Here is a 12,359-nt window from a genome sequence, read left to right as displayed (position 1 = left end):
GCGCCGTCAAGTCTGCGGCTCTTTCACATTTTAACAAACCGTCTTAAAGACGTGTGACAGTCTTACATATGGGAATGAGATGCAGCTGATCGATCCGAGCCACCCGGCCTACCGCGCATTGTGGGTCCGCGTCCTTATCGTCGTGGTCTGCTTCGGCTGGACCTTGATGGAAGCCACCAAGGGCGATCCCTTCTGGGCAGTCCTGTCGGCCGGTGCCGGGGTTTACGCCGCCTATGTTCTGTTGTGGAGCTACAAACCGCCGGAGCCTGCGGCAGAGAAAGCCGTTGACGAGACCGAAACGCAGGACGTTTCCAAGGACGCCGAATAATCAGCGGCTCCTGCTGCGGCCCTGGCGCCTGATGGCTTCATCGATCAGCAGGTTGGCGATCGTCATGCGCTTGTTGGCGTTGTCGCGAAACAGCGGATGGACGCCGTCGGGGTGATTGGCCTTTGCGAAGCTGCGACGCTTGTCGCCGAGGCTCTGGACCGTGTCGCTGGCTGAAATGGCGAGTTCGGCGGCGATGTCGTCTGCTGCGGTGCGGGCGAGATGGGCGGGCATCACCGGTTCAGGTTCGGGCTCCGGTTCGGGTGGGACAGGGGCGTGCTCAACCGGCGTCGGCGCTGCCTCGACTTCCAGATTGTCGATATATGCCTGGCCCGGCTGCGCCGAGGGGGCGGAAACGCCTTCCATGACATCGAAGGCGAGGGTGGTGGTGAAGCCGGGGACGCGATGCGACGCAGGGGTAGCATCTTCCGACAGATCCTCGTCTTCCTCTTTCAGACGATTGAGGACCGACTGGAACACCGATTGCCCGAACAGCATGGACGCCTCCCTTTCGCGAAGGCGCATAAGATCCGATCAAGATGGCGCGGAGCTTGTCAAGATGGCGCGGGCTTGTCAGCCATCGCCCGACTGTCCGCGCCGCCTGACTGCGTCAACCGCCGCCCTTGTTGCTTTCCGCCAGCACCAGATCGTAAAGCAGCCGGGCGCTCGGCGGCAGGGCGCGCTCTCTCGCGGTAATCAGGCTGTACGGCCGGACATTGATCTCGAAGTCGATCGGCAGCACGCGGACATCGGAAGCGCGCGAGCGCTGCGTTGCCAGGAAGTGGGCGACGTCGATGGCGATCGGGGCGATCGCGTCGGTCTGGCAGATGATCGCGCAGGTGAGCAGCAGCGACGAGGTGTTGACGATGTTTTCAGGCAGCGCCACGCCGCGCGACAGGAACAGATCCTCGACCGTCCGGCGCAGCAGCGTTCCCGGTGGCTGAAACACCCAGTCGTATTCGGTGAGGTCGGAAAGACTGGCGGTCCCCTTCTTGAGCAAAGGGTGGCCGCTGCGCACGATCAGGCAGGCGCGCTCGACGCCGATCTCCTGCACCTGAAAGAGACGGGGGTTGAGGTCGTCGGGGATGCGGCTGATGATGAAATCGTGGCGGGCAGCCAGAAGCTCGCGCGCCAGCACGTTGCTGGTCTCGACCTGGATGTTGACCTCGATGCCGGGGAGCGCCGTTCGGATCTCCTTGATGGCCGGAACGACGAGGCTCATGGCCGGCGCGGTGACGGCGCCGATATAGACCGATCCGCCCTTGCCGGTGCGCAGTTCGGCGATCTCGCGGCTTGCCTCGCGCAGCTCCAGCATGATCTTGCGCGCACGTCTGGCGAGTGCCTCGCCGAAGGTGGTCAGGACCACGCCGCGGGCGACGCGCTCGTAGAGCGGCGTCTTCACGATCGTCTCCATTTCCGACAGCATTCGCGATGCAGCGGGCTGGGAAATGTTCAGCGCCTCGGCAGCGGCCGAAATCTGGCCGCTATCTTCGATTGCGACGATCATGCGCAGGTGATTCAGCTTAAGTCCCGCCCGTAAAAGGCCGTCATCCCCAAAAATGTCTGTGTGTATATCCACGTTGTCTAATGCCGTATGCCCTGAATTAATCGTCATGGTTGCAGCCTCCCCACTGCGTTCCATCAAAAGTAATACTTTTTAACGATATACCAAATTTGTTATGCCTTTTGCCAGTTATTCTATTTGACAGTTATAGGAATCCATACCAGTTTGCCGCCGTGCGCTGGTTGGCACACAACACGTGTGAGGGCGTGGAGGAGACCTACTTCGTTTCTCACCATCTGAAGTATCATCCAATACGGAACCTGCCACAGTTTCGGGGCGGGCGAGGAGTCGCTCGCGTATTTATTTAACTTAGGGAGAGAGAGATGAAATCCATTATCTCATTGATGGCAGCGGCCGCCTTCGGCGTCGCTTCGTTCGTAATGCCGGCTATTGCAGCCGACAAGGGAACCGTCGGCATTGCCATGCCTACCAAGTCGTCCGCCCGCTGGATCGACGACGGTAACAACATCGTCAAGCAGCTCCAGGACGCCGGTTACACCACCGACCTGCAGTACGCTGACGACGACATTCCGAACCAGCTGTCTCAGATCGAGAACATGGTCACCAAGGGCGCGAAGGTTCTCGTCATTGCCGCTATCGACGGCACGACGCTTTCCGACGTTCTCCAGAAGGCCCATGACGCAGGCATCAAGGTCATCGCTTATGACCGTCTGATCCGCGATTCCGGCAACGTCGATTATTACGCGACGTTCGACAACTTCAAGGTCGGCGTTCTGCAGGCTGGTTCCATCGTTGACGCGCTCGGCCTCAAGGATGGCAAGGGCCCGTTCAACATCGAGCTTTTCGGTGGTTCGCCTGACGACAACAACGCCTTCTTCTTCTACGACGGCGCAATGTCGGTTCTCCAGCCTTACATCGACAGCGGCAAGCTTGTCGTAAAGTCCGGCCAGGTTGGCATGGACAAGGTCGGTACGCTGCGTTGGGACCCGGCAACGGCCCAGGCTCGTATGGATAACCTGCTCTCCGCCAACTACACCGACGCCAAGGTCGATGCCGTTCTGTCGCCTTACGACGGTCTGTCCATCGGCATCATCTCGTCGCTGAAGGGCGTCGGCTACGGTACGCCTGATCAGCCGCTGCCAGTCGTATCCGGCCAGGACGCTGAAGTTCCTTCGGTCAAGTCGATCATCGCTGGCGAACAGCACTCGACGATCTTCAAGGACACCCGTGACCTCGCAAAGGTTACCGTCGGCATGGTCAACGCGCTGATGGAAGGCAAGGAGCCTGAAGTCAACGACACCAAGACCTACGACAACGGCGTCAAGGTCATTCCTTCGTACCTGCTCACTCCAGTTGCTGTCGACAAGACCAACTACGAGAAGATCCTCGTCGAAGGCGGTTACTACAAGGCTGACCAGCTGAAGTAATCTGTTCCAAGTCGGCCGAAACCCGCATCTTGCGGGTTTCGGTCTTCAATTTTATGATCGTCACGCCGAGTTTCCGGTCGCTGGCGTTGGATATTGACTATGGACAATATAATCCTCGAAATGCGGAACATCACCAAGACGTTCCCGGGCGTGAAAGCGCTGGAGAATGTGAACCTCAAGGTTCGGCAGGGTGAAATCCATGCTTTGGTGGGGGAAAATGGGGCCGGCAAGTCGACCCTGATGAAAGTTCTTTCCGGTGTTTACCCAGCCGGATCCTATGACGGTGAAATCGCCTACGAAGGTGACGTGCGTAACTTCAAGGCCCTGAAGGACAGTGAAGAAATCGGCATCGTCATCATCCACCAGGAGCTGGCGCTGGTGCCGCACCTGTCGATCGGCGAAAACATCTTCCTCGGCAACGAGAATGCCAGCAACGGCATCATCAGCTGGGAACAGACCTTCAACAAGACCAAGACGCTCCTCGCCAAGGTGGGCTTGCGTGAATCGCCCAACACGCTGGTGACGGATATCGGCGTTGGCAAGCAGCAGCTGGTCGAGATCGCCAAGGCATTGTCAAAGAGCGTGAAGCTCCTGATCCTCGACGAGCCGACCGCGTCTCTCAACGAAAAGGATTCCGATGCGCTGCTGAATCTCCTGATCGAGTTCCGCAACCAGGGCATCACGTCGATCATCATTTCTCACAAGCTGAACGAGATCCGCAAGGTCGCCGACCAGATCACCGTTCTGCGTGACGGCATGACCGTGAAGACACTCGACTGTCGCACCGATGAGATCAGCGAAGACGTGATCATCAAGAACATGGTGGGCCGCGATCTGGCTGACCGTTATCCGCCGCGCTCCGTGCCGATCGGCGAGACGATCCTCGAGGTCAAGAACTGGAACGCCTTCCACCAGCAGCACCGCGATCGCCAGGTGCTGCACGACATCAACGTCACCGTCCGCAAGGGCGAAGTGGTCGGCATTGCCGGCCTGATGGGTGCCGGCCGAACCGAATTTGCGATGAGCGTGTTCGGCAAGTCCTATGGCCACAAGATCACCGGTGAAGTGCTGGTCAACGGCAAGGCCGTCGATACCAGCACCGTGCGCAAGGCGATCGATTCAGGCCTTGCCTACGTCACCGAAGACCGCAAGCATCTCGGTCTGGTGCTCAACGACAACATCATGCACAACACGTCGCTTGCCAATCTGGCCGGCATTTCCAAGAACGATATCATCGACGATATCAAGGAAATGCGGGTTGCGACCGACTACCGATCGAAGCTTCGCATCCGCTCTTCGGGTGTGTTCCAGGAAACGGTCAATCTCTCCGGCGGCAACCAGCAGAAGGTCGTGCTGTCGAAGTGGCTGTTCTCCGATCCGGAGGTGCTGATCCTCGACGAACCGACGCGCGGTATCGATGTCGGTGCAAAATACGAAATTTATACTATCATCAACCAGCTTGCCGCCGATGGAAAAGGCGTTCTGATGATCTCATCGGAAATGCCTGAACTGCTCGGTACGTGCGACCGCATTTACGTCATGAATGAAGGACGCATCGTCGCCGAACTGCCGAAGGGAGAAGCAAGCCAGGAAACGATCATGCGCGCTATCATGCGTTCAGGGGAGAAGAAGTAATGACGCCGGTCAACCAAACAACCGAGGAAAGCAACGTCGTATCCGTTACCGACTACATCCGCGGTAACATTCGCGAATACGGCATGCTGATTGCGCTGGTCGCAATCATGGTGTTCTTCCAGTTCTACACCGGCGGCATCCTGTTCAAGCCGGTCAACCTGACGAACCTCGTCCTGCAGAACTCGTTCATCGTCATCATGGCGCTGGGCATGTTGCTGGTCATCGTCGCCGGGCATATCGACCTTTCGGTCGGCTCGATCGTCGCCTTCGTCGGCGCGCTGGCCGCCATCTTCACCGTCTCCTGGGGCATGAACTACTGGCTCGCGGCACTGATCTGCCTGGCTGTCGGCGGCATGATCGGCGCGGCGCAGGGCTATTTCATCGCCTATCACCGCATTCCGTCGTTCATCGTCACGCTTGCCGGCATGCTGGTGTTCCGCGGCCTGACGCTGACGGTGCTGAACGGCAAGAACATCGGACCGTTTCCGAAGGAATTCCAGGTCATCAGCACTGGCTTCCTGCCGGGCGACATGATCGACATCGCCGGTACGCCGGTTCAGTCGACCTCGATGATCCTGACCATCATCCTGCCGATCGTCCTGTTCTACCTCGCCTGGCGCCGCCGCAAGGTCAACGAGAGCCACGGCATCGATGTCGAGCCGACGAGCTTCTTCATCATCCAGAACATCATCGTTTCATTGGCGATCCTGTGGATCGGCTACCTGCTGTCGAGCTATCGCGGCCTGCCGAACGTTCTCGTCGTCATGCTGGTGCTGATCGCGATCTACGCCTTCGTCACCCGCAAGACCACCATCGGTCGTCGCATCTACGCTCTCGGCGGCAATGAGAAGGCCACCAAGCTCTCTGGTATCAACACCGAGCGCTTGAGCTTCCTGACGTTCGTCAACATGGGCGTTCTGGCCGGTCTGGCCGGCATGATCATCGCGCTGCGCCTCAACTCGGCAACGCCGAAGGCCGGCGTCGGCTTCGAGCTCGACGTCATCGCGGCCTGCTTCATCGGCGGTGCTTCGGCATCCGGCGGCGTTGGCAAGATCACCGGTGCCGTCATCGGCGCGTTCATCATGGGTGTGATGAACAACGGCATGTCGATCGTCGGTCTCGGCATCGACTTCCAGCAGATGGTCAAGGGCCTCGTGCTTCTCGCCGCCGTCTTCTTCGACGTCTACAACAAGAACAAGGGCTAAGCGCGAGAGCGCCGGCCATGAATTCGCAGTCACATGAACCAACCAATCCGGCTCCTTCGGGAGCCGGAACGGCGGAGCATACTCCGCGTTATCGAAAAGGATGAAGACCGTGCTTATTTCGCAGATCAAGGGTTCGAACGGAGAGATCATCGTCGCCGTGCGCGAGCCGGGCGGTGCCGCGAAAGCCGTCAATAACGCCGGCAGCGTCTATGCGCTGGCCATGGAAGCCGCAAACGCCGGCAAGTCGCTGGTTTCGGTCATCGAAGCGCATGGCCTCGGCGATGCGGTCGACCTCGACACCGCCTATGCAGAGAGCCGCTTCCTGCCGCCGATGACGCATCCGGATGCGGCCCACCTGCATCTGACGGGCACGGGCCTGACGCATCTCGGATCGGCGGCAACGCGCGACAGCATGCACAAGAAGACCTCCGAGGCGGCCGAGGAAACGCTGACCGACTCGATGAAGATGTTCAAGATGGGCCTTGAGAACGGCAAGCCGAAGGCCGGCGAAAAGGGCGTCCAGCCCGAGTGGTTCTACAAGGGCAACGGTTACGGTTCGGCGGCTCCCGGCGCGCCGCTGGTGTCGCCGTCCTTCGCGCTCGATGGTGGCGAAGAGCCCGAGATGGCCGGCATCTATGTGATCGCGGAAGACGGCACGCCGTTCCGCATCGGCTTTGCGCTGTCGAACGAGTTTTCCGACCACGTCACCGAGCGGATCAACTATCTCTACCTCGCGCATTCCAAGCTGCGCCCGGCGAGCTTCGGCCCCGAGATCCGCATCGGTGCGGCGCCCGACGACATTCGCGGCACATCGCGCATCAAGCGCGGCGACAAGGTGATCTTCGAAAAACCGTTCCTGTCGGGTGAAGCGAACATGTCGCACACCTTTGCGAACCTCGAATACCACCACTTCAAATACGGCCTGTTCCGGGTGCCCGGCGACGTTCACGTTCACATGTTCGGCACGGCGACGCTGTCGTTTGCCGATGGCATCAAGGCGGAAGAGGGCGATGTGTTCGAAATCGAAGTCGCCGAATTCGGCTTGCCGCTGCGCAATCCGCTGAAGATCGACGCCGAAGCAGAGATCGTCGTCAAGCAGCTGTAAAAATCTTATGGCCCGGCGGCCTTTGCGGCTGGGCCATTGTTTCATAAGCGGTAAAGGAGGCTTGTTGAGCCCATGACCATTTATCAGAACCTGATCGCCGGCGAATGGATCGGCTCGGACGCGACGAAGAACATCAATCCGTCCGACACCAACGAAGTCGTCGGTCTCTATGCCGACGGTTCCGCCGAAGACACCAAGAACGCCATTGCCGCCGCCAAAGCCGCATTCCCGGCCTGGTCGCGCTCCGGCATCTGGGAGCGCCACGTCATCCTGAAAAAGACCGGCGACGAGATCATGGCCCGCAAGGACGAGCTCGGCGCTCTCCTGGCGCGCGAAGAAGGTAAGACCCTGCCGGAAGCGATCGGCGAGACGATCCGCGCTTCGCAGATCTTCGAATTCTTCGCAGGCGAAGTGCTGCGCCTTGCCGGCGAGGTCATTCCGTCGGTGCGTCCGAATGTCGGTGTGGAGATCACCCGCGACCCGTTGGGTGTCATCGGCATCATCACGCCGTGGAACTTCCCGATCGCCATTCCGGCCTGGAAGATCGCGCCGGCGCTTTGCTACGGCAACACGATCGTCTTCAAGCCGGCCGAACTGGTTCCGGGCTGCTCGTGGGCAATCGTCGATATCCTCCACCGCGCCGGCCTGCCGAAGGGCGTGCTCAACCTCGTCATGGGCAAGGGCTCTGTCGTCGGTCAGGTCATGCTCGACAGCCCTGATGTTTCCGGCATCACGTTTACCGGCTCCACCGGCACCGGCAAGCGTGTCGCTGCCGCCTCGATCGAGCATAACCGCAAGTTCCAGCTGGAAATGGGCGGCAAGAACCCGATGGTCGTCCTCGACGACGCCGATCTGACCGTTGCTGTCGAAGCGGCCGCCAATTCCGGCTTCTTCTCGACCGGCCAGCGCTGCACGGCCTCGTCGCGCCTGATCGTCACCGAAGGCATCCACGACAAGTTCGTTGCGGCGCTCACCGAGAAGCTGAAAACGATCGTCGTCGACAACGCCATGAAGCCCGGCACCCATGTCGGTCCCGTGGTCGACGAGCGGCAGTTGAAAACCGATACCGATTACATCGAGATCGGCAAAAAGGAAGGCGCTAAGCTTGCCTTCGGCGGTGAGCTGATCACCCGCGACACCCCCGGCTTCTACCTGCAGCCGACGCTGTTTACCGAAGCGACCAACCAGATGCGGATTTCGCGCGAGGAAATCTTCGGACCTGTGGTCTCGCTCATCCGGGTGAAGGACTATGAAGAGGCGCTTGCCACCGCCAACGACACGCCGTTCGGCCTGTCTTCCGGTATCGCGACCACCAGCCTCAAGCATGCGACGCACTTCAAGCGCAATGCCGAAGCCGGCATGGTGATGGTCAACCTGCCGACGGCAGGCGTAGACTTTCACGTTCCGTTCGGTGGCCGCAAGGGCTCGTCCTACGGTCCGCGCGAGCAAGGAAAATACGCCGCCGAGTTCTACACATCGGTCAAGACCAGCTACACGCTGGCCTGACGAACAACTGGCGATCCGGGTCGTCGCGAGGGCGGCTCGGCGCTTCTGAAGGACAGAGACAATGTTTAAGAAAGCGGAATGGCCGCGCAAGCTGAGGTCGCAGGAATGGTACGGCGGCACCAGCCGTGACGTCATCTATCACCGCGGCTGGATGAAGAACCAGGGTTACCCGCACGACCTGTTCGACGGACGCCCTGTCATCGGCATCCTCAACACCTGGTCGGATATGACGCCGTGCAACGGCCATCTGCGCGAGCTTGCCGAAAAGGTGAAGGCCGGGGTATGGGAGGCTGGCGGCTTCCCGATGGAAGTGCCGGTGTTCTCGGCTTCGGAAAACACGTTCCGCCCGACCGCGATGATGTATCGCAACCTCGCGGCTCTAGCGATCGAGGAAACGATCCGCGGCCAGCCGATGGATGGCTGCGTGCTGTTGGTCGGTTGCGACAAGACCACGCCGTCGCTGATCATGGCGGCGGCCTCCGTCGATCTGCCATCGATCGTCGTCACCGGCGGGCCGATGCTGAACGGCTATTTCCGCGGCGAGCGCGTCGGCTCCGGCACGCATCTGTGGAAATTCTCCGAGATGGTGAAGGCAGGCGAGATGACGCAGGAGGAATTCCTCGAGGCGGAAGCCTCGATGAGCCGTTCGTCCGGGACCTGCAACACCATGGGGACCGCGTCCACCATGGCCTCGATGGCCGAAGCGCTGGGCATGGCACTGTCCGGCAATGCCGCGATCCCAGGCGTCGATAGCCGCCGCAAGGTGATGGCACAGATGACCGGTCGCCGGATCGTGCAGATGGTCAAGGACGACCTGAAGCCATCCGACATCATGACCAAGGACGCCTTCGAGAACGCCATCCGCACCAATGCGGCGATCGGCGGATCGACCAACGCCGTCATCCATCTGCTCGCCATGGCCGGCCGCGTCGGCATCGACCTGACGCTCGACGATTGGGATCGCTGTGGCCGCGAGGTGCCGACCATCGTCAACCTGATGCCGTCGGGCAAGTACCTGATGGAAGAGTTCTTCTATGCGGGCGGCCTGCCTGTCGTGATCAAGCGTCTCGGCGAGGCAGGTCTGCTGCACAAGGATGCGCTGACGGTCTCCGGCGAAACCATGTGGAACGAGGTCAAGGACGTCGTCAACTGGAACGAGGACGTCATCCTGCCGACTGAAAAGGCATTGACGCAATCGGGCGGCATCGTCGTCGTGCGCGGCAACCTGGCGCCGAAGGGTGCGGTGCTGAAGCCTTCGGCTGCCTCTCCGCATCTGCTGTCGCATCGCGGCCGGGCCGTGGTGTTCGAGGACATCGACGACTACAAGGCGAAGATCAACGATGACAATCTCGACATCGACGAGACCTGCATCATGGTCATGAAGAACTGTGGTCCGAAGGGCTATCCTGGCATGGCCGAAGTCGGCAACATGGGCCTTCCGCCCAAGGTGCTGAAGAAGGGCATTACCGACATGGTGCGCATCTCCGATGCCCGCATGTCCGGCACTGCCTACGGCACCGTCGTGCTGCACACCTCGCCGGAAGCCGCCGTCGGTGGCCCGCTCGCTGTCGTCAAGAACGGCGACATGATCGAGCTCGACGTGCCGAACCGCCGCTTGCATCTCGACATTTCCGACGAGGAACTGGCGCGCCGTCTGGCCGAATGGCAGCCGCATCACGACCTGCCGACGTCCGGCTATGCCTTCCTGCACCAGCAGCACGTCGAAGGTGCCGATACCGGGGCCGACCTCGACTTCCTCAAGGGATGTCGCGGCAACGCAGTGGGCAAGGACAGCCACTAAGGCGCTGTTGCTACATGATTTTTACGAGAGGCGGGGCGAAAGCTCCGCCTTTTGGTTTTTGGCGTTTGACGTTTGTCTGGGCGGGGGCTGGATGCCGAAATCGATGTTATCGTTAAAAATTTAGTAATGTTGTGCTAAGCTCGCACTCAAGGCAGACAATGACGAGGCGAACGATGCGGCAACCCTCTCCGAAGATTACCCACGACGCCGACGGAACGGACGCCGAAAACAATCGTCAGCTGGTGAACCTTCTTCTGGAAAACGCCCAGCGGGAAACCGGGGCGGAGACAGCAGGCCTTGTCGAGGATGATCGGCCAGTCCGTCATTCGGTTCTGGAAATTGCCGTCCTCATTTGCTTCGTTCCGCTATATTGGGCCTATTCATTGGCAACCCGCGGGGTGGAAACGGACGAGCGCGCATTATAGCCGTCGGTGTTTTATCTGACGCCGGTCATGCGCCGCGCTCGAAAACGCAGAGCCGGCAGCTCTGTTGCGCTCAGTGAGTTGCGCACGCTACATCCCCGTTGACGCCCGCAACGACAAGAGGCGAGGGAGGGCATAATTCTTTCCAAATCTCACCCCGCCTTCGGAACGAAACCGATCCGCCTTTCGTTATCGCGACAGGAGAACGCCATGCCTGGAGTGCGGAAACTGATTGTGCTGAGTGCGTTCAATATCGACGATCAGGGCATGCTGGTGCATGCCTTCGAGCCACGCCGGATGAAGGGCGAGGACACCGCGGTTTATGTCGCGGAGACCATGGTCAATGATTATGCCGGCGTCGTCGTCTGGAGCCGCGAGGCCAATGTTGCAATCGGCGAGCAAGGACCGTCGATTATTCTATTTCAGTCGGGACAAGTGCCGGAATTCGACTAGAGTGCCGGTGCGATAACTTTTCGTCGCGACGGACGAGGGCAGAATGACCGTTTATTCCGTCAGGCATATCACGCACTACACATACAAGCGGCCGGTGGAATTCGGCCAGCACCGCGTGCTGTTTCGGCCGCGCGACAGCTTCGACCAGCGCCTGCTGGATGCGACGATGGTGATCGTGCCGCAACCGGCACAGGTGCGCTGGATTCATGACGTGTTCGGCAATTGCATCGCGCTGGTCGATATGGCTGGACCGTCAGATCATCTTAGATTCGAGACCAACATCCGGCTCGATCATACGCCCGAGGTGCCCATCCATTTCGAGATGGACAGCGAGGCGCTGACCTATCCTTTCTCCTACGACGAGGAGGAGTTGCCCGATCTCAGATGCACGATCGCCCGCTATTACGACGATCCCGACGGCGTGGTGGCGCATTGGGCGCAGCAGTTTGTTGGTGCCGGCGGCGCGGGGCAAACGGGGCACATCCTGATGACGCTCTGCTTTTCGATCCGCCAGAGCTTTGCCTATGCGCGGCGTGTCGAGCGGGGAACGCAGACGCCGATCCAGACGCTGCAGCGTCGTCAGGGGACCTGTCGCGACTTTGCACTGTTGATGATCGAGGCGGCGCGCTCGCTCGGTTTCGCCGCCCGTTTCGTGACAGGCTATATCTACGTGCCGGATCGCGATGGGTCTCAGACGCTTGGCGGCGGCTCCACCCACGCCTGGTGCCAGGTTTATCTGCCGGGCGCCGGCTGGGTCGAGTTCGATCCGACCAACGGCATCGTCGGCAACAAGGATTTGATCCGTGTCGGCGTCGCGCGCGATCCACGTCAGGCTATCCCGCTGTGGGGCAGCTATGATGGCGAGGCGGAGGATTTCGGCGACATGGCCGTGCAGGTGAATGTGACGACAGAACCGTGAGCGCATCACAGGCTTTGGCGGCGTGGAACTCATCGT

The 12,359-nt window shown here is 60.3% G+C and carries 11 protein-coding genes; 9 read left to right on the top strand and 2 right to left on the bottom strand.

Features of this window, described 5'->3' with window-relative positions; genetic code table 11:
- The first annotated feature begins 79 nt into the window (after positions 1-79).
- Entirely contained in the window at positions 80-328 is a 249-nt protein-coding gene (locus tag GVL52_RS15040) for a hypothetical protein (RefSeq protein WP_160008451.1), read from the top strand.
- On the opposite strand, the gene GVL52_RS15035 is transcribed toward GVL52_RS15040, so the two are convergent.
- Entirely contained in the window at positions 329-823 is a 495-nt protein-coding gene (locus GVL52_RS15035) for a hypothetical protein (RefSeq protein ID WP_160008449.1), read from the bottom strand.
- A gap of 112 nt (positions 824-935) precedes the next feature.
- Entirely contained in the window at positions 936-1,940 is a 1,005-nt protein-coding gene (locus GVL52_RS15030) for a LysR family transcriptional regulator (protein ID WP_160008447.1), read from the bottom strand.
- A 272-nt stretch (positions 1,941-2,212) separates the two neighbouring features.
- Here GVL52_RS15030 and chvE point away from each other — a divergent pair, with 272 nt between their 5' ends.
- The 8 genes from chvE (at position 2,213) to GVL52_RS14990 (ending at position 12,323) form a co-directional block, all read left to right on the top strand.
- On the top strand, positions 2,213-3,277 hold the full coding sequence (gene chvE / locus GVL52_RS15025; protein WP_160008445.1) for a multiple monosaccharide ABC transporter substrate-binding protein: 1,065 nt from the start codon (positions 2,213-2,215) through the stop codon (positions 3,275-3,277).
- Positions 3,278-3,376: 99 nt separating this feature from the next.
- Entirely contained in the window at positions 3,377-4,912 is a 1,536-nt protein-coding gene (mmsA, locus tag GVL52_RS15020) for a multiple monosaccharide ABC transporter ATP-binding protein (RefSeq protein ID WP_160008443.1), read from the top strand.
- Entirely contained in the window at positions 4,912-6,117 is a 1,206-nt protein-coding gene (mmsB, locus tag GVL52_RS15015) for a multiple monosaccharide ABC transporter permease (RefSeq protein WP_160008441.1), read from the top strand. The genes mmsA and mmsB overlap by 1 nt, the downstream gene beginning before the upstream one ends.
- A gap of 109 nt (positions 6,118-6,226) precedes the next feature.
- Positions 6,227-7,222, top strand: a complete 996-nt coding sequence (gene araD1, locus GVL52_RS15010) for an AraD1 family protein (RefSeq protein ID WP_200847826.1) — start codon at positions 6,227-6,229, stop codon at positions 7,220-7,222.
- 72 nt (positions 7,223-7,294) lie between these two features.
- Positions 7,295-8,728 (top strand): aldehyde dehydrogenase family protein, encoded by a 1,434-nt coding sequence (locus GVL52_RS15005; RefSeq protein WP_160008437.1) that lies wholly within the window; start codon positions 7,295-7,297, stop codon positions 8,726-8,728.
- Positions 8,729-8,789: 61 nt separating this feature from the next.
- Entirely contained in the window at positions 8,790-10,529 is a 1,740-nt protein-coding gene (araD, locus tag GVL52_RS15000) for an L-arabinonate dehydratase (protein WP_160008435.1), read from the top strand.
- A gap of 632 nt (positions 10,530-11,161) precedes the next feature.
- Positions 11,162-11,404: a hypothetical protein gene (locus GVL52_RS14995; RefSeq protein ID WP_160008433.1), complete on the top strand. Its 243-nt coding sequence runs from the start codon at positions 11,162-11,164 to the stop codon at positions 11,402-11,404.
- Between the two features lie 43 nt (positions 11,405-11,447).
- On the top strand, positions 11,448-12,323 hold the full coding sequence (locus GVL52_RS14990; RefSeq protein WP_160008431.1) for a transglutaminase family protein: 876 nt from the start codon (positions 11,448-11,450) through the stop codon (positions 12,321-12,323).
- The last annotated feature ends 36 nt before the right edge of the window (positions 12,324-12,359 follow it).

The organism is Rhizobium sp. 18055, from assembly GCF_902706285.1.
Lineage (GTDB): Bacteria > Pseudomonadota > Alphaproteobacteria > Rhizobiales > Rhizobiaceae > Rhizobium.
The sequence above is the reverse complement of the archived record's forward strand: the minus strand, read 5'-3'. Positions and strand labels throughout refer to the sequence as shown.